This is a genomic window from Streptomyces sp. NPDC004111, assembly GCF_042874215.1.
Classification (GTDB): Bacteria; Actinomycetota; Actinomycetes; order Streptomycetales; family Streptomycetaceae; genus Streptomyces.
Genome location: NZ_JBIAMU010000030.1, coordinates 30,607 through 54,081, shown reverse-complemented (window position 1 = coordinate 54,081; position 23,475 = coordinate 30,607). Strand labels below are relative to the sequence as shown.

The following is a 23,475-nucleotide window of genomic DNA, read 5'->3' as shown; positions in this document are numbered from 1 at the left end:
GACACACTGTTAGTCGGGGAGCGTCCAGCGCTCGATTTCCCCGGAGGCCTCGGCGGTGACCGGCCAGTCGGGGATCCCGGGGATCAGGGACTGGGCGCGCCCGGTCACCGTGATGCGGATGAGGTCGGGGCCGCTGCCGGCGGTGGAGACGGTCCGGCCGGTGAGGTTGTTCCCGGCGTTGCGGTCCAGGTGGCTGCGGGCCTGTGCCGCCCCGGCCCCGGCACCGGCCCCGTACATCCGCCCGGCGGTGACGCCCTCGCGGGCGGCGGACTGGGCGATGTTGCGGGCGTAGCCCCACAGGGCGGCTTGCAGGGCGGCGATGAACACCATCAGCACGACCGGCATCACGATCGCGGTCTGGATCGCGGTGAACCCCCGGTCACCCGCCTGTGACCAAGCCTGTTGCCACCTGTGCACGGCTACGCGCCGCCTAGCTTGCCGCCGTACTTCGCGTACAGCGCCGCGAGGGCACCGGCGATGATGAGGGCTCCGGCGACTCCGGCGAGGATGATGATGACGGTCTGGATCGGGGACTCGCCGCGCTCGCCGTCCTCGGCGGCCCGCTGGCGGACCTCTTCCAGGTGGGCGCGGACCCGCCGCCCGGCGGCCTGCGCCCGGACCGTGGACTTGAGCAGCATCTCTTTCATGACTCTCCTTGCATGTGGTGGTCAACAGCAGTGGCGAACCCGGACGCTCGTTGGCGCCTGCGGTGCGCTGGCGCTTAGAGGTTGAAGATCGACAGGACGCCGGGGAACGCGATGGCGAACATGATCACGGTGGCCAGAAGGGCACCGGGCGCGGACATTCGTTCGCTGTCCGCGTTGGCGGCGGCGGCCTCGTCGGTGAGGAGTTCGGTGCGCAGGCTGTCCGCGCGGGCGCGCAGCGTGGCGTAGACGGCGGCGCCGTCGTCGCTGGAGCGGCGCATGATGTCGGCGGTGTCGGCCAGCACCGGCAGCCGCAACTGGGTGCCCAGCTCCTCCACCGCCTGCCACGGCGACACCTTCTCGGACCGGGCACGCGCCAGGGCCTCCTGGATCCGCACGTACGCCCAGCCCCGGCCGACGGCCGCGGCCTCTTCCAACGCGGTGGAGGCGCCGACGTGCGACCGCATCCGCAGCGCCACGAGTTCGAGGAACGCGGCGGCGGCGTGGGCGAACTCGGTCCTCGCCTTCTTCGCCTGGTCGTGGACCTGCCAGTCGGGCACGAACCACAGGGCGGCCGCGGCCAGGATGCCGAGCGCCCCGGGGACGACGAACGGCATGCCGAGCCCCATCAGGGACCAGGACCCGACCACGATCAGCGGCAGCAGCAGCCCGCCCAGCGCGAACGCGATCTTCTGAAGGAAGAACGTCTCCGCGGACTGCTGGAGCAGGTCGAGGTCGGCGCGCGGGAACGGCCCCGGCGCCCGCTCGGCGAACCGCTCCCACCGGCCCTCGGAAGCGGACTGCTGCGCGGACTGGCCGGGCCGCACGGGCGGCGGGTTCAGCCGCCGCAGCGCCGGACCCAATTTCGGGGGTGCGGGCACGAGCTCGCGGGCCAGGAGTGCGGCCCCCAGTCCGGCGGTGCACCCGCACAGCACCAGGATTCCGGTCACGCTCATCGCACACCCACCCCTTCCTTCTCCTGCTGGTGCTGGTCCTGCTGGGCCTGGGCTTGTTTGACCCGGCTGCGGGGGTCGGCGATCAGGAAGCGGGCGACGGGCCGGTGGGTGGCCAGCGACCGCATCCACAGCAGCACCCCGACGAACGCCATCCCCAGCAGAGCCATCACCAACTGCCCCAGCAACGTGGCGTAGGGGGCGGTGTAGGAGGGGATGAGGAACCCGCACGGCACCAGCGCAACGGTGATGATCGTCATCCACCGCACCGCCGTGCGCGCCTTCTCTCTGTCGGCCTCGATCTTCCGCCGGGACGCGATCTCCTCCCGCACGGAGGCGGCCAGGTCCTCCAGCGCCTGCGCCAGCCCCGGACCCGAATCCCGGGCCGACAGGGCGAGGGAGGCACAGACCTTGTCCGCGGTGATGTCGTCCAGCTCGTCCGCGAAGTCCCGCAACGCTTCCTCGGCGGTCCATCCGGCCTGGAGCTTGTCCGCGAGATCCGTGACCTCTCGTGCGAGCGGCGGGGGCGGGTTCTTCCGTGCGGTGATCAGCGCCTGCTCCATGCCGAACCCCAAGATCAGGACATCGGCCAATCGCTGCGCCCAGTCCGCCAGTCCCTCCAGCTTCCCGATCCTCGCCTTCGTGGACGCCGTCGGCGTCAGCAGCCACGGCACGCCGACGACGGCGCCGCCCAGGAGCAGCCCCGCCATGAACACCCCCGACAGCAGCCACACCGCGACGAACACCACGACGGCGGCCGGGAGCAGTACCCGGTAGGGCATGGTGCCGTTGGTGCCGGCGGAATCGGTCACCCGCACCCGCCACCTAGCCAGCCTCCCCACGCGCTTCGGCTGTGTGGTGCCGACCAGTCCGAGCACCACGGCCAGCAGCCCGCTCGTGAGGAGGGCACCGCACAGCGCCCACCACAGCACCCCGCTCATCCGGCACCCCCCTGGGGCCACGGGGCGACGGTGTGCTGGTGCAGCAGTGCGGTGTCGAACCCGGCCGCCTCCAGCCTGCGCAGGGTGGTGGGCGTGGGCGGCGTGCGCAGCACCGCGCGCGCTTCCGGGGTCTCCCAGCCCTGTCCGGTGACCGGCGGCGGCCCGAACACCAGGTTGTAGGCGGGACGCCCGCCTTCCCCGATGCCGGTGATCTCCAGGACGTGCGAGACGTACCGCCGCTTGCGGGGGCTGGTGGTGTCGACGTCGACGAACACAATGAAGTGCAGACCGTTCGCGATCTGCCGGTAGGCGAGGGCCTCCGAGAAGTTCTGCTGCGCCAGCAGGTAGAGCTCGGCGATGCGGTCGAACACCACATACGGGCTGCTGGCGTGCATGGTGCACAGGTTGCCGGGACGGCCGTTGGTGAGCGCCTGCATCATCGCGGTGATCTCCGGGCCGCGGACCTCGCCGACCACGATCCGCGTCAGCGACATACGCATCGCCTTGTGCATGAGGTCCATCAGCGTGATCTCACCGGCGCCCCGGCCGTCGACGCGCTCGCCGTTGGACTCCCGCGCCTCCATCGGCACCACCTGCGTGTGATGCCCGTTGCGGTGCGCCCACAGCTCGAACTCGGTCTCCAGCGTCCCGAACCGCTCGTGAGCAGGGATTTCCCGCAGCAGCGCGCGCAGCAGCGAGGTCTTCCCGGAGCCCTGTTCCCCGACGATCATCATGTTGCGCTTGCCGCGCACACACGCCGCGAGGAACCCGGCCAGGGTGTCGTCCATCGTGCCGTAGCCGATCAGCTCTTTGAGCGTGGCGTTCTGCACCCGGTGGCGGCGGATCGTCACGAAGGTGCGGTCGCCGGTGATCTCGTCCGAGAGGGCCTGGAGACGCGACCCGTCGGCCAGCCGCAAAGCCAGCATCGGGTTCGCCGTCGACAGGGTCCGCTCGCTCTGCCCGCTGGTCCGCGCCAAGTCGCGCAGCAGCTCCTTCAGCTCCTCCTCGGAGTCCGCGACCGGCTCCACCGGCACCGGGTCCTCGTCGCCGTAGTCGAGGGTGACGTTGTCGTGCCCGTTGATGTAGATGTTGTCGACCAGCGGATCGTCCAGGTACCGCTGCAAGCGCCCGGCCCTAAACAGCATGTCGAACACCATGGCGGCGAGGGCCTGTTCCTCGGCCGGCAGGATGCCGCCCGCCCGGTGCGCGGCAGCATCCGCCCACACCGTGACCTGCTCATTGATCAAAGCCCGGCCGCGCTGCTCACGCACCCCGCCCACCAGCGCCGGATTGTGCTTGTGCTCGGCCAGCAGCTGCTCGGACACCCGCCGCTTCAGCTCCTGCGCGGCCCGGTAGTCGACCCGCACCTGCGGCACACCCGCCCCCATGGCGCCGGGTGCGGCCGCACTGCCCGCCGCTGCGGGGCGGGCCTCGGGGATGCGGAAGGGCTCGGGGTAGAGGGGTTCAGCGTCCACCGGCGGCCACCTCCCGCAGCTTCTGGTGCAGCGGAGAGGTGATCCGCGGCCGCCGGGACGCGCCCTGCCCACGTACCGCGGCCGCCCCGGAACGGGCCGCGCGCATCAATTCACCACGCCCGAACTTGCCGCTCTCGGGGGCGCCATCGGAAAGCACGGCGGCGTCCTTCGGCGCATAGGGAAGCGTCATCACCACGGGCGCCCCGAGCTCCTGTTCCACTTCGCGGGCGGTGTAGGCGCCTTCGGTGATCAAGAGGATGCCGAGACCGGACGTACCGCGCCCGTCCTCGCCCTCCATCCGCCGCCGCAGCGCCGCCACCCGTGACGACGCCGCGTGCACACCGCGCAGCGTGCCCCGCACCACCACCAGCACGGTGTCCGCCTTCAGGGCCAGCACCCCGGACGGGCCGAACGCCCCCGCCCGGCCCAGGTCCACGAGTACGTCGTGCTGGTGGGCCTCGATCGCCGCGAACAGGTCCGCCAACTGCGCCCACACCGCCGTCAGGCTCGCGGCCTGCGCGGGATCGGTCAGCCCCGGCAGCAGCAGACGCCGCCGTGCCCCGGCCGTGTCGGACGGGTCGGACAGGGCGATCAGCTGCGTCCAGAACGCGGCGACCAGGTCCTGGCCCTGGAGCCGGGAGGACACCGCGAGGTGCCGCAGCCCCCGGTCCGCGGGGAGCCGCCCCTGAAGGGCGCCGGGCAGGATCGCCCCGCCGTCCGGGTCGCACTCAGCGAGGAGTACCCGCCAGTTCTCTTCCAGCGGCCAGGTCCGCAGCAGCGCGAGCGCGCTGCTGGTGACCCCCGGCGCACCGGGGGCGCCGACCAGTGCGGTGACCGCCATCAGGACGCACCCCCAGCGTCCAGGGTGAGCGCGACGTCACCGGTGGCGGCCTGCGCCGCCAACGACGGGCCGCTGGCGGCGGGCACCGCCACGTCCACGACGACGTCCCCGGTGTTGGCGGCCTTGTCACCGACCCGCACCACCCGCGCCTGCACCGTCGGCGGGGACTTCGGCACAGTCGTCTTCTGCCCGGTGCTCTGGGCGGCACGGGCCGCCTCGGACGGCGTGGAGACCACGAACACGGTGTCACCGGGGGACAGACGGCTCGCCGGAAGCTGCGCCGGCTTCAGCCCGATGCCGACCAGTTGCTCGCCGGGGCGCACCAGCGCCCGGTCGGTGACCTGCCCCTCAGTGAGGAGCGCGCCAGGGACGAGGGCAGCTGCTGCCCGCTTGCCCACGATCTTCGCCCGGTCAGTGGAAGGCACCGGCTTGAGCGCCGGGTCCAACGCGACGGACGCCACGACCAGGTCGGCGTCCTTGATGGTGTCCCCCGCCTGCACGGCCTGCGCCACCGCCAGTACGGGGGTGCGGTGCCCGGTCTCCTGGTAGGCGAGGAATCCGCCGAGCCCGCCCGCCGCGATCAGCGCCACCCCGAGCGCGGCCATCGCCGGACGGCGCCGCCGCGCCTTGAACCCCACCGACACCGTGGGTGCGGGGGTCTGCTGCGCGGGCACGGCCACCGGCGTCTTTGTTGCTGTCTTGCTCACGAACTTGCCTCTCTGATGCGGCGGGGCAGCGTCAGCTGCCGACCGCCTGGGCTTCGCCGATGGCCAGCTGCTGCGGCACCGCGGTACGCGTCTCGGTCAACTCGCCGCCCAGCCCGCTGCCCTGGACCTGCCACTCAATGGCCCACGTCGACGTCGCGGTCAGCGTGTACTTGGCGCCGGGCTGCTTGCCGGAGGTGCGCGTATAGGTGTGCCCGCACGTGGGCGAGGGCTTCTTGCCGTACGCCGCGCTGTACGGGGTGCCGGGCCCGGCACAGGTCACCGAGCCGCCGTCACCGGTCGACCACTGGATCGACGTCACCCTCGCCGTCGCCGTCACCGTCACCGCCCCGGCAGTTGCCGACGCGCTGTTCGGGCCGGTCGTCGTGGGCGAGACCGCACTCCACATCCACACCGGCAACCCCACCAGACCGGTTGCCCCCTTCTTCGGCGCGGTCTGGATCTTCGGCCCCTCCAACAGCATCGAATCGACCGCCTGCTGGGCGAGCACCACCGGGTCGACCGCCGGAGCGGGGGCGCCTCCGCCTTCGGCGCCGCCGACGAAGTCGATCACGGTGACGTTGTCGCCCTCGCCCTGGACGCACTCCTGCTGATAGACGGTGCCGGTGATCAGGGCGCCCTTGCCGTTGAAGCCCCGCCGCTCTGAGCTATTGGCCGGCGGCTGCGGGTCCATCGCCCTAGTGGTGCATACCGGTGCCTTCGGGTCCGGCTTGGCCGCGCCTGAACCCGCGCGGGCAGGAGTCTGCTTCTTGTTCTTGCCTGACGTCGCCGGACGTTCCGCGCCCTTCTTGACGTCCTTGGCGGTCACGCACTTTGCCCCGAAGCGGCCCGCGCAGTTCCCGAACGAGCCGTCGTTCGGCAGCGGAATGGCCGATGCCGGACCGCTGAGGAGTACGGAGCACATGGCGGCCGCGGTGGCGGCGGCCCCTACGCGCGCGGTGCGCATGCGCCCTCCGGCTTCTCCGCAATGGTCATCCAGCCGTTGGGCCACTTCTCCAGGGTGCTCACCATGACGAAACGGTCGAGAGCCCCGGGCACGGGCGGCAGCGGCTTGCCGGACTTGTCGACGGTCTTCCAGCCGGACACGTCCATGCACGAGGTGATGGTCGCGGTCGGAATCGGACCACCCATGGTGATCTTCGTGACCTTCGAGTCGTTCTTGGGTGCTCCTTGAGCGTGATTGCCTGCGCTCTTGAGGGACTGCACATCGTTGTGAACCTGCTGGAGAGCCTTGCCCGATACGTACTGGCGCACATCGGTGGCTTTCCAGTCGACGATCTCGTAGGCCCTGGCCTGCTCCCGCAGAAACGTCCCGTACGACTTGAGCACGGCGACCTTCTCGGCGGCGAGCGGGTCGGCGCTGGTGGGCGGTGCGGTCGGGGTCGCGGGGGTGGTGGGCTTGGTGCTGGCGGTCGCGGCGGGCTTGGCCTCGGGCTTGTCCGGACCGGCGGAGCAGCCGGTGACGGCGAGTGCGACGGCAACTCCCACCGCACTGATGGCGGTTCGGTTTCGTGTGCGAAGTGCAACGGGAAGGCTGGCTCGGCTCATGGGGACCCCGGGTCGGTGGCGGTGGAGGGCCGCAATAGGTGCGGCGGCACGGGTTCGGGCTGGTGGGGCAGCGGAGTTGCTCGTTCTGTGTAGTCGGCACGTTACGCAAGTGGCGGTCAACTGCCCACTGCTATCAACGATTTGAATGGGACATACGGAATGAACGGGGACGCTGTGGCTGCGGAAAATCGACATGTAGTCGTATGCAGTCGCGACCGCCCAGCAAACTTTGGGCATATTCCGGCTCAGAGTTCGGCCCATCCGCACGGTCCGGGACGCTCCCCGAGCCGGGTCCACACCGGGGCACTGGGCCCTTGCTCCTCGATGTCCTCCAGGACCGCTGCCCCGAGCGGCACCTGGCGGGCCATCGCGGCGACCTGGGGGTGCTCGGCGGTCATCGCCCGCAGGTCGGCGATCCGGTTCGCCGCCGCCCGCCGGCCGACCCCGGTCAGCACGAACAGCACCCTGGGGTAGCGCGGGTACCAGCGCTGCCAGGCGGGCCCGGTGACCGCCTGCGCGGCCTCGGTGGTGCGCCGGCCGCCCGGCGGCATCGGCTCATAGGTCCGGAACCGGGCGTACTCGATCAGCTTGCTCGCCAGGCGTTCCGCGCTCATCGTGCCCCGGTCGACCTCCACGAACGCCCGCAGCTTCGCGCGTACCTCGCCGGTGGTGACGGTGTAGCGCAGCAGGGCGTCCGCGATCAGCCGCTCCCCGTCGGGCAGCTGGTGGGCCACCTCCGGCGTCCAGTCCAGGAACCCGTGCTCGTCGTCCCGCGCCCGCGCATCGCGGGCGAACGCCAGGTGAGCGCGGACGACGGTCAGAGTGTGCGCGGTGCGCAGGGACGCCGCGGTCGCCGTGGTCACGGGGTAGGCCGGACGCCCCCGCAGCTCGGGCCAGTCCCGGCTGATCCGCACGCCCTCCGTGTCCAGGAACCAGGCGCGGGTGCCTCCTGCTCCGGGCAGGGTGATCGAGCTGACCAGTTCGTCCCCCTTCAGGGAGACCATCAGTTGGGAGAACCTCTGACGGGTGAGGCTGTTGGGGACGGCGAGGAGTTCGCGCAGTTGGTGGGTGGTGGCCATGCGGTGCTGGGCCAGCGCGGCCAGGACCTGGTGGCGCATCGTCTCGCCGGTGTCGGGCACGTACCTGGTGTCGGCGAGGGTCTCGGTGGGCGCGGGAATGATCGTCACTGGAACTCTCCGTTGTCGTTGTCGGCGGACTTGCCCGCCGGGAGGAAGGCCTGGACGGCCTGGGTGTGAGTGAGTGCGGTCTGCGCGAGCTTGTTCAGCGGGCGGGCACCGGCCTCCGCGTCGGCGTCCCGGGTCAGCGCGGCGACGTCACTCTGCTCGGCGCCCTCACCGAAGACGTCTTCGAGCCGGGGGCCTTCCAGCAGCAGCGGGCCCACCCGCTCGCCCTTCACGGTGAAGGTGGCGTAGTGCTGGTAGCGGCCGAGGCGGGCCACCACCTCGGGGGCGACGCGCTCGCCCCACTCGCCGGTGATGTGCCGGATCGCCGCCATCGACCCGGCCGTGGTCGTCAACGTCGAGGAGTTCTGGAGCAGCGAGGCCCGCACCGGATCCGAGAGCCGCTGCAGCAACTGGGTCATGCCATGCAGCCGCACCCCGAACTTCCGCAGCTGCTCCAGCATCGCGGCCAGCGAATCCGACGCCGCCCCGTCCAAAGTGATCAGCTCATCCAGATACCCCTTGAACGGGACCCGGCGATTCTCCGGGAGGTCGCGGCGGGAGAGCCCGGCGCGCAGCAGGTCGCGCATGAGCAGGGAGACCAGCAGCCGGTCGGTGGGCCCGTCCCCGGCCGGACAGATCCACACCACCATGCCCCGGTCCATCGCGGTGCGGATGCTGTACGCCCCGACCGGGTTGCCGAGGAACGCGCGGGCAGTAGGGTCGGCGGCGAGCCGGTCCAGCGGGTTGAGGACGACAGGCAGCGCGTCGGAGGGCAGCGACGCAAACGTGGTCTGCCACCAGGCGGCCGCCTCCGTACCCTCCAGAGCCCCCACGACCACATCCCGGAACACTTTGTCCAGCAGCAGCGCCCGGACCTGGAACACCGTGGCCTGCGCCCCCGGCTCACCCTTTTGGCAAGCGAGTCGGTTCACCGCGACCAGCGCCTCGACCGCCTTCGTGAAGATCGTCAGCGCGCGGGGTGCGCTGACAGTGTTCCAGCCGAGTGCGGCGGCGAACGCGTCGACGACCTGCGCGACCACCTGGTAGTCCTGCTGCCCCTGGTCCATGCCCAGCGGGTTCCAGCAGCCGAGCCGGGCCTGTCCGTGGGTGGTGGACAGATCGATCCGTACGATCCGGCCCTTCAGCGCGGGGTGCGCGAGGTACGGGGCGGCCCGGTGCCAGGAGTCGCCGTGCGGGTCGGCGAACAGCAGCCCGCCGCCGGCCCGCGCACGCGCCACCGCCTGACACAGAGCCCGCTCCGTCTTGCCCCACCCGGCCTTGCCGACCGCCACCTCGAACAGCGTCTCCGCCTCGAAGGTAGCGAGCATCCGCCGCTCGCCGTCCCCGGTACGGTGCCACCCCTGCAACTCCAGACGCGGGTTGCCCGGCTGCCAGCTGGGCACCATGGTGGCCAACAGCGGCAGACGGCAGTGCATGGTGGGGGGCTTCAGCATCCCGGCCACCTCGTCCAGCGTCACCCAGTTCGAGCGCGGGGCACGGATCTGCCCCGTCTCCCACCGGTGGTCAAAACTCTGGGACGCCGGGCGGCTGTCGCTGGAGTAGTGCCACGGCCCCAGGTGCCAGCCCCGCATCTGCCAGCGCGCCTGGCCCCCGAACACATCGAGCGCGGCTTCGAGCTGGCGCAGCCGCGCACGGGCCCGCCCCTCCTCATCGGAGGTGCACCGCACCAGCACCTGCACCCGCACCAGATGAGTGCCGGTCAGCTTGCCGAGCGCCTTGTCCCGGTCCACCCGGCGCGGAGCGGGCGGCATCACCCACCTGCGCCCCTCCCCCCGGCGCTCCGTACTGAACATCTCCCGCAGCACGCTCAGCACACTGTCCTCGGCACGCTCGGTATCCCGGCGCACCCACGACGACGCCCGGCCGGCCTCGCGGTGCTCGCCCCGCCGGGCCTCCTGGACCGCCTGCCAGCGCCGCGCCCGCAACTGCCACGCCGGAGCACGCTGGATGTCGAGACAGATCTCCGCGAGATCCCCCATGTCGGCGCGCAGATCGGCAACCGCGTCGGCGAGCGGCTGCAACGGATCCGGGTCCAACGGCACCTCCCGCAGCATCCCCACCGTGTGACCGCGCAGCACGAACTCCGCCCGCACCGTGTGCTGGGCCTTCGGATTCTTCAGCGGGAGAGCCTCACGGCAGGTGACCGCCGGGGCGAAGGGAGTGGTGCGCATGAGCAGCGCGGCCCCGGCCGGGCCCTCGACCCGGTAGGCCAGCGGGGTACGGCCGTCCGCGCGCATCCGCACCCGCACCGCCTTCGCCCGGCGCGGCACATACCAGGAACCGCTCCCGGAGGCCCGCACCATCTGCACCCCGTACCGGAACACCTGCTCCAGCGACGGGTCGAACCCGTCGTGCGGCACCAGCTCCACCGCCATCCGCGACTGGCTCGCGTGGTCCGCGAGGCGGCGGACCAGGACCTCGCCGCCGACAGCGAGGAGCGCCGCGAGGGGCAGCAGCCACCACAAGCTGGCAGTGACCCAGTCGGCAAGGTCGGCGATCAGCCGCACCAGGGCAACCGCCCAGTCCACGACGGCCGCGCCTTCGGCCAGCGTCAGCGAACGGGGATCCACGATGTCCACGCCTCTCCTTCAGTAGTGGTCGTCTTTTTCGCGAGTGGGGTGTGCTGGAAGCGGAGGGTGGCGGGCCGGCCGTTGCGGTAGGTGCCCGCCGGGTCGGCGCCCGCCCACACCAGGTGCACGGCCGCCCGGCCGGGTCCGTCCGCGCGGGCCGCGGCGGCCTGGATCCGGACCCGGGTGTAGGCCCGCACCGGCTGATCCGGCGGGAAGTACGTGGGCCACAAGTGGCGTCCCCGCCCGGTGGCTTCAGCGACCTGGACTGTCCGGCCGAGCTGGGCGAGCACCCGCGCGGTCTCCTTCGGGAGGTCGTCGGGCACCGCCGCCCGCACCGCCTTCTGGATGGCCGGGTCGCCCCGTGGTCCCTCGCCGGAGACCGGCAGCGCGTTCGGCCGTCCCGCGGGCCCTTCGGCAGTGGGGTCCGCCGACCGTGCGCGAGCGGAACCGGAACCGGTGGGCGTGCTGGCGGGTGCACGGTCGCCCGGCCCTCCCGGAGTCGACGTGGCGGCCGGCGGGCGGGGTGCGGGTGGTGGCTGCGGGGCGGGTTCGGCGAGCAGGATCACACCGAGCACGGCCAGGAGCGCGCCCACGGCGAGCAGTACGAGCGGGGACCGCGGGGCGGTAGGTGGGCGGGTCACAGCAGCCTCGCCCCGCCTGCGTAGTCGGGCATGGAGGACAGGGCATCGATCCGCACCACGGTTCCGGGCCGGGCAGCGTTGATCATGCGACCGCCACCGAGGTAGATCCCGACGTGGTGTATTGACGAGTTCTGGGTGGCGACGTAGCCGTAGAAGACCAGGTCACCGGGGCGCAGCGCCTGTTGTCCGGCGGAGGCGGGGATCCGCTTCCCTTTCCCTGCCTGTGCGGCGGCCGTCCTCGGCAGGCTGATTCCTACCTGCGCGAACGCGTACGTCGTCAGCCCGGAGCAGTCGAACCCGTTGATGCCGGTCCCGCTTTTGCCGCTGGGGGAGCAGCAGGAGCCCCGGCTGGGGCCCTTGGCGGTGCCGCCGCCCCATGAGTACGGGGTGCCCCGCATCTTGAGCGCCGCGTCGATGACCTTCTTCGCCCGCCCGGTCGCCGATACCCCGGTGCCGCTGGTGCCGGAGGAGGTGCGGGCGGCCTCGGTGTAGGTGTCGATCCACTGGAGGACCTCATTGCCGTACTCGGTGCTGCGGTTGTACTGAAAGAGCGCTTTGCGCAGCTGGGACCGGTCGGTGAGGTTGCGGCCGTTTCCGCACAGGTAGACCGCCGCTCCGAGTGCGGCGTCGTCGGCGTTGTGCGGGTTGCGCTGCCCGTCGCCGTTGCCGTCACGGCCGCTGCCGTTCCAGGTGGCGGGCATGAACTGGAAGGGTCCGACGGCCCGTTCGCCGGTGGCGGTGCCGTCCCACCGGCCGTTGTCGGTGTCGTTGAAGACGGTGGTGTTGCCGCCGACCCAGGAGCCGTTGAGGAGCGGGCCCAGGATGCGCGGGCTGATGTCTCCGTTGGCCGCGATGTTCTTGCCCTGGGCGTGGTGGGACTCGATGCGGGCCACCCCCGCCAGCACCGGCCACGTCAGCCCCCGGCACTTGGAGACTTCCCCGCCGATCTTGCTGACCGCGTTCTTGTACGCGGCGAGCATCCGGTCGGGGATGTCCGCGGACGTCCCTTCGCCGCCGCCCGCGTTGTCGTCCGTTCCCTGCTCGGGCTGGGCGGCCAGTGCGCTGAGCGCGCTGAGCGCGCCGGAGACGGGGGCGGCGCAGCACACCACGCTGACCAGCAACAGGACCGCGAGGCAGCCGAGTTTCCGCTTGGCCTTCATGCCCCGCCACTTCCGTCGTAGGTGGTCCAAGTCCAGTCGTTCTCGTTGAAGTTGTCCGGCTGTCCCTTCGGCTCCTGCGGCTGCCGGGGCCGCCGTTCAGGCTTGGGCTCGGGTGCGGGCTGCGCTTGCGGTAGGGGAGGGGCGGCCGTACGGCATGACCCGCACAGCGGGTTGCCGCCGACGCCGTACCTGCGGGTGACTTGGCCACACTTCGCGCACGGCCCGTCCTGCGGCGAGCGGGGAGCGACCTCATCAGGCACCTGCACCGGCTCCGGCCGGGGATTCGCCTTCAGCGGGGCGCTCCCGTTGCCTTCTTCGGCGCGGCGGGCCTCCCAGTCCTCCCGCTGTGCCTTGAACAGGGCATCGTTGACGCGCTGGCGGGTGTAGGAGGCGCCTTCGGCGGGCCGGGAGACCGGGGTAGGGGAGGTGCCAGTGGTGGAGGCGCTGCGTGTGGAGGAGGAGAGGATGGTGCCGGCTACCGCTGTGTTCACGGCGGCCTGGTGGGCGGCCCGCCCGGCGGCCTGCCCGGCCGCCTTCAGGGGCCGTCCGACCGGCTCCCACTCGCTGCCGTCCTCGCCCCACTGGCCCTTGGTGACGCTGACCTGCTGCTTCGCGTCGGCCCACAGGTCCGAGCGTGCCTGGTTGGCCCGCTTGACGGTGGCGGGCAGCCCGTACGTACTGCCGTAGGCAACGAGTCCCGTGCGGCGGGCGAGGCGGTAGCCGCGGAAGCGCACCAGCCGGTTGTGCGCCCGCACTCCCAGCAGCGGCCGGTCGGTCGCCGGGTCGTGGAGGACCTCGCCGTCCTTGTTGATGCGAACCGGCGCGTGCGGGCCGCCGCTTCCCGGGCCGCCCTTTCCGCTGCCGGGAGGCTGGGGGCCGTTGGGGCCGGTGCCGTGCGGACCGCTGACCGGCGGCCCGTCCTCCTTCTCCTGGCCGGGCGGGAGCTTAGGGTCGGTGGCCACCCGCCACTTGGCGAGCTTGTCGTCGCCGGGGCGACCACCGACCAGCAGCGCGTACGCCCCGCGGGCGGCCAGCGCACCACCGGTCGCGGCGATCATGCCCGGGGCCAGGCCCCGGCGGGCCTCGGCGCCGGCGTCCCGCAGGATGCCCCCGGCATTCACCGGCATGCCGGTGCCGTCCGAGAGCGCCGCAAGACGGCTCATCAGCCGCTGGCGGGTACCGAGCAGCCCGGCCCTGAAGCCCTTGCCACCACCGCCGAGGAGCATCCCGCTCGACACCCCGCCGCCGCTGTTGGCGTAGGTGGCCAGCGCGGCGCCGATCTCGCTGGAGTCGCCGGACAGGTGGGTGCCGCCGACCTTCGCGAACCGCATCTGGGTCTTGAGGCGCTCGGCGAGCCCGGTGGCCGACGCCAGCAGGCGGCGGTGGAAGGCCAGTCCGAGCACGGCGATGGCGTCGATCAGCAGCAGTCGTTCCAGCAGCAGGTCGGGCCCGTCGGTGAGGACCACATCGACCGCGATCCCGAAGAACGGGATGAACGCGGCGACGGCGAACATGAGCAGGGTGGAGGCCATGAAGATCATGAGCCATTTCCAGACCGTGGACCGGCTCGGGCCGGGCAGCATCCCCCACACCAGGGCGACCCCGCCGCCGGCGCTGGCGCCGACCTCGGCGGCCTGCGTGCCGAGCATCACCAGCGTCATCGCGACGACCATCGCGGCGATCAGGACGACCGCGATGACCAGCAGCACCACCGCCCCGACCCGCTCCCAGGAGCTGTCTTTCGCGTACTCGGAGGCCGCCGCCCCGGTGGGGCCGGTCTTGGACAGTTCGTCGACGAACTTGTTGAACTCCACCGATTCGGGGGACAGATATCCCAGCACGTCGACCGGGCTGTTCGTGTCCTCGCCCGGGATCTCGGCGGGAGAGGGCCCGTCGGGGCCCGCCATGCAGAAGTCGTACGCGCGCCCCTTGAGCGCGCTGCACGCCTCTTCCTGCTTCTCCTTCTCCTCGCCCTGCAAGGCGCCACCGCCGGGCTTCGGGTCGTACTTGCCGTTGACCCACTTCAGGTGCACGGCGTAGGCCTTGGCGTCCTTGACCGGGTCGAGAATCCGCCCGTACTGCACCAGCATGTAGGGCTTGACGACCAGCGCGTTGGTCAGCACGTCCTGGATCGGCTTGGCGATGTCCTTGGCCTTGATGCTGCCGGGGTTGGGGTCGGCCTTGGCGCCCTCGCGCTGTTCGCAGGGGGCGACCGCGGCCGCGGGCAGTCCGGCGCAGGGCGCCTCGCCGTGGGTGTTGAAGTCGTAGGAGTTCACGGTGGCCACAGCGACCTCGGCGGCGGCCTGGTGGACCTGGTCCAGCGGCCCGTCCTTCGCCAGCAGGTAGTCCGGGCGGATCAGCGCGGACGCGGCGAACGCGGCGATCAGCAGCGTCAGCAGGATCTCGCCGAGCCCGCGGGCCGCCTTGCCCCGCGCGAACAGGATCAGCCCGAAGACGAACGCCCAGCCCAGCAGCAGCCCCTTCAGGCCGAGCGTGTCGACCACAAGCCGGTTGTAGGTGTCGGAGAGTTCCTGCGCCGGGCGCAGCAGCATCGACAGCAGGGGGAAGGTGAAGACGAACTCGACCAGCCACCCGGCGATGCCGACCAGGATGCGGACCACGGAGAAACCGCCGCTGAGGAGGAACGCCCGCAGGTTGTCGGCGACGTTGAGGATGATCCCGGGGTTCGAGCCCAGCCGGTAGCCCTCCAGCGGGGCCCCCTCGGACGTGGTCAGATTCAACGGGGCCAGCAGCCCCGTTCCCCCGCCGCCGTTGCCGTCGGCGGCGGCCGCGACCTGGGTGTCGACCACGGTGAACACGACGACCAGCAGCACAACGAACCCGGCGGCCCGCAGAGTGCCCCGGTCGAACCGGGCGGGCACCAGCCGGCGCAGACGCCCCCTCATACTCCCGCCCCCTGAACGGATCCCTGAACGGCTTTGGCCAGGCTGGGGCGTGCGGTCTCCGCGGTCGGACGCGGCCGCGCAGTACCTGGGGTGGTGGAGATCCCGGCGCGGATCCGGGCCAGCGCCGGAATGATGACCTTGAGGCGGCAGGTGTTCTGCCTCGGTGCGGTGAGCAGCATCTCGCCCTCACGGCCCTTCTGCCCGACGGGGGAGAGGTCGGTGGTGACGGTGCGCAGGAGGGATTCGTCGGTGGGGTCCTGGCCGAGCCACTTCAGCCCCCGGGCGGCGCGAGCGCGGTCGGAGGTGCGGGCCAGTACCCGGTAGGCGAGCAGGCCCCGGTCGGGGCCGAGTTCCTCGGCGTCGTGGCCGCCCATGAAGATCCCCGCAGCGTGCTTGCGGCCGTCGTGAAGAATTTCGTGGACCAGGGCGGTGCCCTCCGCCGACCCGGTCAGCCAGTAGCACTCATCAGTGACCACAGCACAGAACTGGGAGGTGTCGGCAAACGCAGCCTGCCGGGCGATGGCGGCGATCAGGTACAGCACGGCCCGCCCGATCAGCGCCTCCAGCGGCTGCTGCCGCAGCACTTCGGGCTGGGCGAACGCCTCGCGCGGGGGCAGGGTGAGACCGGCCGTGGTGACCACCACCAGGTCCGAGCCGGGGCCACCGGTCAGGGTCAGTGGCGGCAGCGTCGGATCGAAGATCATCGCGGCCAGCGGGTTGCGGGCCACGATCTGCAACAGGTCGGTGAGGGTGGCGGCCGCGTCCCGCCGGGCGCTCGCTCCGCTTTTTGCAGCGGCCATCTCTTCCAGGGCGGTCAGCACCCCGGCCATCGTCGGCTCCGCAGATGCAGCGGCCTCCTCGACCGCCCGGTGCAGCACCGACCCGGCCGTCGTCATCGCACCGATGCCCAGCTGGAGGGTGAGGTAGGAGAGGGCGTAGTGGGCGCCGGTGGCGCCGCCGAAGATCCGCAGTGGGTCGATCGACACCGCGGCGGTGGCCGCGTCGACGATCTGGTGGCGGCCGGGGGCGGCGCCCTGGGCGTAGGCGGCCCACTCGCGGACCGGGGTGCGGTCTATGACGATGGCCCGCCCGCCCCGGTCCACCACCCCCGACTTCAGCAGCTTCAGCAGCACCGACTTCCCCGACCCCAAGTCCCCGACCACTCCGAGGGAGGCGGAGGCGTGCTGTGCGGGGGCGTCGGCCGGGTCGATCAGTACCGGGCGGGTGGTGCCGCAGTCCTGGTCATAGCCGATGAGGATCCCCGTCGGGTCCCCGGATTCCCCGCCGGTGACCGCACCCATCAACGCCCAGTCCTCGGACACTTGCAGCTGGACGAACTCGCGCAGTGAGGCGGGGCGGGCAGTGCCGGGAAGCCCGAGGGTGAAGAGGGTTTCCTGGCGTCCGGTGGGGCGCACCGCCCGGTAGTCGGCCTGCGTCAGCACGGCGGCCAGCGCACGTGCCCGGGTGTCGCACTGGGCCGCGGAGGCTCCCCACACGGTCAGCACGGTCACCGACTGGACCTCGACCTCCACCGACGTCCGCGACATCCGCGCGTCCATCTCGTTCAGGTCCCCGACTGCTTCGGGGACTGAGGACGGCATCCCGGTGACCTGCGCACCGTACTGATCGGCCTGCTCGTGCAGGTCCTTCTTCTTCTGCTGGATCTTCCTGCGGGACTGCGCGGCCGAAAGGATCTCCATGTCAACGGTGAAGTCGACTGGAAAGGGGAGCGTTTCGAGCTGGGCCAGCAGATCCGCACTGTCCGCCGTTACCGCCGGGGGAAGCTGGGAGAGAACGAGGTGGGCCTGGTAGCCGGTGCCGTCCTCGGTCTCCACTGCCAGCCACCGCCGTGCCAGCGGCGAACCCGCCCCAGCAGGCCGCCGGGCGAACAGGCCCGCCAGCCCCCGGCGCCGCACGTGGCTCGGCTCGTTCTCCTGGTCGTCGTCGGCCGTGGTGGCACTGTCGTCCTGGCCGCCTTCGGTCAGCCGTACCTGTCCCAGGTCCGCGTACGAGGGGGAGCGCAGTACCCCGCCGTGTACCCGCCCGCCGTACAGGCCGCAGGTCGCCGCCTCCGCGAGGAGCGGTTCGGGCTGCCCGCGGTGCAGGGAGTGCTGAATGATCCACACGATTTCCGCTGGCGTCGCCGGACGCAGTTCCAGCGCGGAGCCGATCGCCGCGGCGATCCGGTCGGCCTGTTTCTGGCACGCTGTCACCTCGCTGCGCCGCACCGGGGCGGCCTGCATCCCGAGCTCGGCGGACACCTCCGCCCACAGGGAAGCGAGAGCAGCCCCCGCCTCGTGGCGGCGGGAGGCGGTATCGAGGGGGACGGCCAGCCACAGTGTCCGCTGGTGCATCTCCTGTCCGTCCAGCAGATCGAGTGCGGCCTCCGTGGTCTGCGCCCACGGGTGCTGCTGCCCGTCGGGGCCCGGCGGCATGGCCACCCCGTCGATCATCTTCAGGGCGACCTCGCCGGGATCGGTCTGCGCGCACAGACCGAAGAACCGGGGCGCTCCGGCCAGCGAGCGCACCAGGGAGGTGACCTTGGTCAGGGTTTCCTCGCGGACCTGGCCGCTGAGGTAGCGGCCGCCCTCGGGACTGATGCGCCACAGTGCCCAGGTGGTGCCCTGCACGGACCACAGCAGGTGACCGGCGATGTGCCGGATGGGGACCCTCATGACGAACTCCTGGACGTGGAACTGGACGTGGAAGCGGCGGCGGTGGCGAGCCGCTGGTGCAGCGGGGACAGAGGGGCGGCCACCGAGGACGAGGCCGGGGAAGGGGACGGCGCTGGGGCAGTCCGGCTGCCTGGACGCGACTGCGGGCGTGCGGCGGTGGGACGAGGCGAGCCGGTGGCGCGGGATGGCCGCCGTCGCGGGGGCGGGCTCCGCCGGGCGGCCGCCGCCTGCTGGGTCGCCGGCCGCCGGGTGGCCGGGGCGGGCGACGCCACCCCGCCGGGCTGTTCGCCGGGGGCGGCCTCGATGACGAACCCGCCACGGAACGTGCGGGGGGTTCGGTCGCGGGCGGTACGTCCGTTGATTCGTCCGGCGTGCGGGCGGGTCAGCATGCTGATCCAGCCGAGCAGCGCCGACACCGGTTCGCGGCCCGCTACCCGTGCGCCCCGTACCGCCCAGACCGCGACGCCCCAGCCGACGATCGGAATCGGGCCCAGGACGGGCGCCCACCAGTCGACGGTCTTGATCAGGGTGAAGGCACCGACGAACGCGACCGTGAGCTGGATCGGCGTGTAGGGGCCGAACGGCAGCTTCCACTCGCCGACCCGCCCCAGCACCCAGGGGTGGCGGCGGGCGGCGGTGTAGTTCCGGCCGACCCGCGCCGGTGCCCCGCTCACAGCACCCGGTCCACGGGCCGGACCGGCATTACCGCGGCCGATTTCGGCGGCCCCGGGTTGTTGACCTCGTCCTCGAACTTGTCCGACAAGGCATTGCGGGAGTCGTAGAGGGCGAGCGCGATCACCATCAGCAACAGGGCACCGATGCCTGCCTTCAGGCTGGCGCGGCGGATGACGGTGATGACCACGATCACGATCAGCGCGGCCTTGAGCCCTTTGTCGCCCCAGCCGGCCAGGGTCGCGATCCACGAGTCGCCGAGCACACCGACCTGCCCGGCCAGAATCAGCTCGGTCACCGGGCACCCCCGGCAAGGCCGCTGGCGGTGACGGCAGAGATCTCCCACCGTCCGGCCCGCGCGGTCAGGGCCAGTCCGTAGTCCAGCGGCCAGGCACCGCCCGCCGTGTCCTCGGCCCTCACCCGCACCCGCACCCGCACCCGGGTGTTGTCGGCCGCGACCGTCTCCGCCGCGGCGGCCTGCTCATCGGCGCCGAGCTGCTCCACCTCGACCTTGCGGTAGGCGGCCTGAGGGGCACTCAGCCGCACCCCGGGCACGGCGTAGCGGTCGATCTGCCCGCCGGACAGGTACGCGGTCAGGAACTCCGCGACCGTGGCGGCCAGCGGCCGCCCGGTGGTGGGAACGGTCACCGGGTAGCCGGACTCGGTGGCCTCGGCGGCCGGGGCCGGGGCGGCCACCTGGGCGGGTCCGGCGGGGACGGCGAACCGGCCGTCACCATCGGCGGTGACCGGAAGCGCGAAGTACCGCACCGCCCCGTCCTTGGCGGTGGCGGCGACGGTGACCTGCCAGCGGCCCGGCGCGGTCGCCGTCACGCTGATCGCACTGGCCATCGTGGCCGGAGCGGCGGTGTCCGGCAGGGCGGTGCCCGGCGCCATCGCCTGCACCCGGCGCGACGGCTCGGACACCGTCTTCGTGCTGCTGGCCAGCCAGGAGGACACCAGGAGTTCGGCGTACCCGGACGGGTCGGCGGCCACAGCAGGAGTGGCCACGACGGTGGCCGTCTTCTTCGGGGTGGCGGCCACGGTGCGCGGGGCGGGCAGCACGGCCAGGACCAGGGCGGCCGGACCGGCGGCCAGCGCACCCCAGACGGCCATCCGGCCGGCGGACACCCGGCGCCGGGCCGCACCGAGCGCGGCCCGGTCGGCGACGGGCGCGGGCGCCTCGTCGGAGGAGGTAGTACGAGTGGAACGCGGAGACACGGGCACTCCCGGGAGGGTTGTCTGCGGAGGAGGTGACACCCGCAGACAACCCACCGGCCCTTACCGGTTCCCTTACCAGATCGGCCTTACCACGGTCACGCACCGGTCACGTTTTCCGCGGCCAGTGCCGTGGTCAGTGCGAAGCGGCACTGACCACGGCACTGACCACGGCGTTCCATGCGCCCCTTCGGCACTGACCATGAGGACGGGGCGGAGCGGTCACTGACCATGGGACTGACCACGGTGTTCCGCGCACTGACCATGCCGTCCAACGTACTGACCATGGGACTGACCACGCCCCTCTCCGCGCCGGTTTTGGCGGTGGCCACGGTGGCCGCGGCGCGCCGGCCGTTGGCCGCAGACTCGCGGCCATTGGCCGTTGGCCACGGGTGTTGGCCGCTGGCCGTACGTACCGGCCGGTGGTCACAAGAGGGGCGGGGTGGCCACCGGCCCAACTGGAGCCATGCGACTGACCACGGGCTTCCGCGTACTGACCGTGGGCGGCGGTCGTATTGACCACGCGGTTGGCCGCGCTGACCGTGGGGGTGGATTCTGCAGTGGCCAGTGCCACGCGGGCCACGCGTGTTGGCCGGTGGTACGCGTTCCCGGGCGGTTTGTCCTCTCCTCAACTCCTCAACCGGCGTACCTCTGGTGGAGGATGGGCCCATGGCACTGTCGATGCTTGTCGAAGCGCGGAAGCCTCCTGCACGTCCGCCGTCCAAGCCGCCGCCGGGACGCCCGCCCAGTGGTCCGGCCCCGGACAAGAACCCGCCGTTCCCGCCGAACCCGCCCGGGGCGGGTTCCTGACCGTGCGGGTGGAACGGCGCAGTTTCAGGCAGCTCCCCGCAGCAGCCCGCGCGGCGGTCGAAGACCGGCTGGGGGGAGCCTGCCCGAGCACGGACATGGCCGTAGGGGAAAGCTCAGGCACCGCCGCTCTCTTCTTCCTCCCGGACGGCACCAAGGTGTTCCTCAAGGGCCTTCCCGAGGATCACGAGCGGGCTGGCGAGCTGGAGATCGAGGCCAAGGTCAACGCCTTTCTGCCGGCCTTCGCCCCCAAGCTGCTGTGGGACCTGTCGGCGGCTGGCTGGCGGCTGCTCGGATTCGAGGGCGTGACGGCGACTCCCTGGGCAGACTTCCGCCCAGGAACGCCGCACCTGGAGCCCGTCGCGACAGCGCTTCGCGAGCTGAGCACCTGGCCCGCCCCGGATGTCGGGCTGAGGACGGCGTGGGACCGGTGGGGTTACTACTGCGACCCCGAGGACCAGCCCCACCTCCAAGGACAGGAGCTTGTGCACGCCGATCCTGTGGCGACGAACTGGCTCATCGCCGGTGACGGACAGGCCTGGCTCGTCGACTGGGCATGGGCAGCGCGGGGACCGGGGTGGATCGACACAGCCCTGTGGGGATTGCGTCTGGTCTTGGACGGCGGGCAGTCTCCCCAGCAGGCCGCGGACTGGGCGCGGACCGTTCCCGCCTTTGCCCAGGCGCCCCGCCACGCCGTGCGGGTGCTGGCCGAGGCAGAAGCAGCATCGTGGGCGGACTGGGAGGCGTACGGCGTCACCGGCCTGGAGACGACCGTCCGGGCCGCTCGCGCGTGGGCCGACTTCTGGAAATAACCCTCCGGGAAGTGCCATGGCTGCCTCAGCGGCTGCACTGACCATGGAACTGACCACGCCCCTCCGCGGGCCGGTTTTGGCCGTGTCCCGAGGGCGGCGTACGGGGAGTCGGCCGTGGGACTGACCACGGGGCGGATTCCGGTACGAAGAGTGGCCAGTGGCCGCGGCGGCCGCGGGGCGTTGGCCGGTGGCCGGGGCGTGCGGCCATTGGCCGTTGGCCATTCGTTATGGCCGGTGGCCGCAAGAGGGGCGGAGCGGCCACCGGTCCAACTGACCAGGTGACTGACCACGCCCCCTTTTGCGTACCGGTTCGACACTGACCATGGAGGCGAGACGGAGCGGTCACTGACCAGGTGACTGACCACGGCGTTCTGCACACTGATTATGAGCTTTTGCGCACTGACCATGGGCGCCCGGGGCACTGACCATGGCGTTCCGCGTACTGACCAGGGGACTGACCGCGCCTCTTTCGTGCCGGTTGTGGCACTGGTCGCGGGGGTGGTGGACGGGGCGCACCCGTGTGACTGACCATGGCCGGTGGCCGCACTGACCATGCCCTTGGACGCACTGACCATGGGGCGGCTTCCGTACGATGAGTGGCCACTGGCCACTGGTCGTTGGCCCCGCGGGGAGCACATGGCGTCCAGCTTCTTGATGAGCTCGAGCAGGGGGCCAGCCTCGCAGGCGCGGGGACCACAGCAGGCCGGACAGGGTGAGAGGCTCCATCCCGGGACTACCCCTGCATGCGCGGGGACTACGGCCATCCTGCTGGGCACCGCCGTCACCTCAGGGGACCACCGTGGTGCTCATGACGAGAGTCTGCGCCCGTCGGGACCACCCCCGCATGCGCGGGGACCACCCGACTGGTGACGGTGTGGTGGATCATCACCCCGGGACCACCCCCGCATGCGCGGTGACCACATCGCACCCCGGGACATCGGGCTGTTCGTCGACGGGACCATTCCCGCATGCGCGGGGACCACGCAGTCTCGATCGGGATGGCCACGATGGCGTCGGGACCACCCCCGCATGCGCGGGGATCACTTGCCCGACCCGAGCCCGCCGAGGGCCAGGGAGGGACCACCCCCGCATGCGCGGGGACCACGGGGACGCGTCACGGTGGAAGTAGGGCACGTTGGGACCACCCCCGCATGCGCGGGGATCACCCCCCCCGTCTTCGACGACACCGCCCGCACCCGGGGACCACCCCCGCATGCGCGGGGATCACGTGATCGGGTACGACGCTGACCACAGTCAGCAGGGACCACCCCCGCATGCGCGGGGATCACCTCCGGAACGGAGCGATGGCCATCGGCACTCTGGGACCACCCCCGCATGCGCGGGGATCACGGGCCCGTCCACGTCCTGGTCACCGGCACCTGGGGACCACCCCCGCATGCGCGGGGATCACAGTGCGGAGGCGAGCGGGGAGGCGTCGCCGTCGGGACCACCCCCGCATGCGCGGGGATCACATGGCCGGGGCGGCCAGTTCCAGCTGTCCCAGGGGACCATCCCCGCATGCGCGGGGACCACTTCTCCGCGCTCTCGCCGCGCGCTAGCACCCCGGGACCACCCCCGCATGCGCGGGGATCACCCGCCGTCGTACGGCACCGCGACGGCAACACCGGGACCACCCCCGCATGCGCGGGGATCACCCGAGGGTGCCTGCGGTGTGGCCGACGCCC

19 protein-coding genes and 1 CRISPR repeat array (1 of these 20 only partly in view) are annotated in these 23,475 nt (G+C 71.9%); of the genes, 1 reads left to right on the top strand and 18 read right to left on the bottom strand.

Annotation, left to right across the window (positions count from 1 at the left end; all coding sequences use genetic code 11):
* Positions 1-9: 9 nt before the first annotated feature.
* From ACFYVL_RS40285 to ACFYVL_RS40200, 18 genes are all read right to left on the bottom strand, one after another.
* Positions 10-417 (bottom strand): TadE family protein, encoded by a 408-nt coding sequence (locus tag ACFYVL_RS40285; RefSeq protein ID WP_389254261.1) that lies wholly within the window; start codon positions 415-417, stop codon positions 10-12.
* A gap of 2 nt (positions 418-419) precedes the next feature.
* Entirely contained in the window at positions 420-647 is a 228-nt protein-coding gene (locus ACFYVL_RS40280) for a hypothetical protein (RefSeq protein WP_389254259.1), read from the bottom strand.
* Between the two features lie 74 nt (positions 648-721).
* Positions 722-1,600, bottom strand: coding sequence for a type II secretion system F family protein (locus tag ACFYVL_RS40275; protein ID WP_389254257.1), 879 nt, complete (start codon positions 1,598-1,600; stop codon positions 722-724).
* Positions 1,597-2,538 (bottom strand): type II secretion system F family protein, encoded by a 942-nt coding sequence (locus tag ACFYVL_RS40270; RefSeq protein ID WP_389254256.1) that lies wholly within the window; start codon positions 2,536-2,538, stop codon positions 1,597-1,599. Before ACFYVL_RS40270 ends, ACFYVL_RS40275 begins: the two co-directional genes overlap by 4 nt.
* A complete protein-coding gene (locus ACFYVL_RS40265; RefSeq protein WP_389254255.1) occupies positions 2,535-4,013 on the bottom strand; it encodes a CpaF family protein in 1,479 nt (492 codons plus the stop codon). Before ACFYVL_RS40265 ends, ACFYVL_RS40270 begins: the two co-directional genes overlap by 4 nt.
* Positions 4,003-4,854: a hypothetical protein gene (locus ACFYVL_RS40260; RefSeq protein ID WP_389254253.1), complete on the bottom strand. Its 852-nt coding sequence runs from the start codon at positions 4,852-4,854 to the stop codon at positions 4,003-4,005. The genes ACFYVL_RS40265 and ACFYVL_RS40260 overlap by 11 nt, the downstream gene beginning before the upstream one ends.
* Entirely contained in the window at positions 4,854-5,561 is a 708-nt protein-coding gene (locus ACFYVL_RS40255) for an SAF domain-containing protein (protein WP_389254251.1), read from the bottom strand. Before ACFYVL_RS40255 ends, ACFYVL_RS40260 begins: the two co-directional genes overlap by 1 nt.
* A gap of 31 nt (positions 5,562-5,592) precedes the next feature.
* Positions 5,593-6,525, bottom strand: a complete 933-nt coding sequence (locus tag ACFYVL_RS40250; RefSeq protein WP_389254249.1) for an ATP/GTP-binding protein — start codon at positions 6,523-6,525, stop codon at positions 5,593-5,595.
* On the bottom strand, positions 6,507-7,067 hold the full coding sequence (locus tag ACFYVL_RS40245; protein WP_389254247.1) for a hypothetical protein: 561 nt from the start codon (positions 7,065-7,067) through the stop codon (positions 6,507-6,509). The genes ACFYVL_RS40250 and ACFYVL_RS40245 overlap by 19 nt, the downstream gene beginning before the upstream one ends.
* A gap of 305 nt (positions 7,068-7,372) precedes the next feature.
* A complete protein-coding gene (locus ACFYVL_RS40240; protein ID WP_389254246.1) occupies positions 7,373-8,314 on the bottom strand; it encodes a replication-relaxation family protein in 942 nt (313 codons plus the stop codon).
* Positions 8,311-10,911 carry an ATP/GTP-binding protein gene (locus ACFYVL_RS40235; RefSeq protein ID WP_389254243.1) on the bottom strand — a complete coding sequence of 867 codons (2,601 nt, stop codon included), beginning with the start codon at positions 10,909-10,911 and terminating at the stop codon, positions 8,311-8,313. Before ACFYVL_RS40235 ends, ACFYVL_RS40240 begins: the two co-directional genes overlap by 4 nt.
* Positions 10,884-11,543 (bottom strand): hypothetical protein, encoded by a 660-nt coding sequence (locus ACFYVL_RS40230; RefSeq protein ID WP_389254241.1) that lies wholly within the window; start codon positions 11,541-11,543, stop codon positions 10,884-10,886. The genes ACFYVL_RS40235 and ACFYVL_RS40230 overlap by 28 nt, the downstream gene beginning before the upstream one ends.
* Entirely contained in the window at positions 11,540-12,703 is a 1,164-nt protein-coding gene (locus tag ACFYVL_RS40225; protein WP_389254239.1) for an NlpC/P60 family protein, read from the bottom strand. The genes ACFYVL_RS40230 and ACFYVL_RS40225 overlap by 4 nt, the downstream gene beginning before the upstream one ends.
* Positions 12,700-15,609, bottom strand: coding sequence for a hypothetical protein (locus tag ACFYVL_RS40220; RefSeq protein WP_389254237.1), 2,910 nt, complete (start codon positions 15,607-15,609; stop codon positions 12,700-12,702). Before ACFYVL_RS40220 ends, ACFYVL_RS40225 begins: the two co-directional genes overlap by 4 nt.
* Positions 15,606-18,284, bottom strand: a complete 2,679-nt coding sequence (locus tag ACFYVL_RS40215) for an ATP-binding protein (protein WP_389254235.1) — start codon at positions 18,282-18,284, stop codon at positions 15,606-15,608. Before ACFYVL_RS40215 ends, ACFYVL_RS40220 begins: the two co-directional genes overlap by 4 nt.
* On the bottom strand, positions 18,281-18,958 hold the full coding sequence (locus ACFYVL_RS40210) for a hypothetical protein (RefSeq protein WP_389254233.1): 678 nt from the start codon (positions 18,956-18,958) through the stop codon (positions 18,281-18,283). Before ACFYVL_RS40210 ends, ACFYVL_RS40215 begins: the two co-directional genes overlap by 4 nt.
* The gene (locus ACFYVL_RS40205) at positions 18,955-19,254 is read right to left on the bottom strand and encodes a hypothetical protein (protein ID WP_389254232.1); all 300 of its coding nucleotides are present in this window, start codon (positions 19,252-19,254) and stop codon (positions 18,955-18,957) included. Before ACFYVL_RS40205 ends, ACFYVL_RS40210 begins: the two co-directional genes overlap by 4 nt.
* Positions 19,251-20,174, bottom strand: a complete 924-nt coding sequence (locus tag ACFYVL_RS40200) for a conjugal transfer protein (RefSeq protein WP_389254230.1) — start codon at positions 20,172-20,174, stop codon at positions 19,251-19,253. Before ACFYVL_RS40200 ends, ACFYVL_RS40205 begins: the two co-directional genes overlap by 4 nt.
* Positions 20,175-21,076: 902 nt before the next feature.
* Here ACFYVL_RS40200 and ACFYVL_RS40195 point away from each other — a divergent pair.
* On the top strand, positions 21,077-21,790 hold the full coding sequence (locus tag ACFYVL_RS40195; RefSeq protein ID WP_389254228.1) for an aminoglycoside phosphotransferase: 714 nt from the start codon (positions 21,077-21,079) through the stop codon (positions 21,788-21,790).
* 830 nt (positions 21,791-22,620) lie between these two features.
* Positions 22,621-23,475: a CRISPR direct-repeat array (repeat unit 29 nt; unit sequence GGGACCACCCCCGCATGCGCGGGGATCAC) (it continues 5,404 nt past the right edge of the window).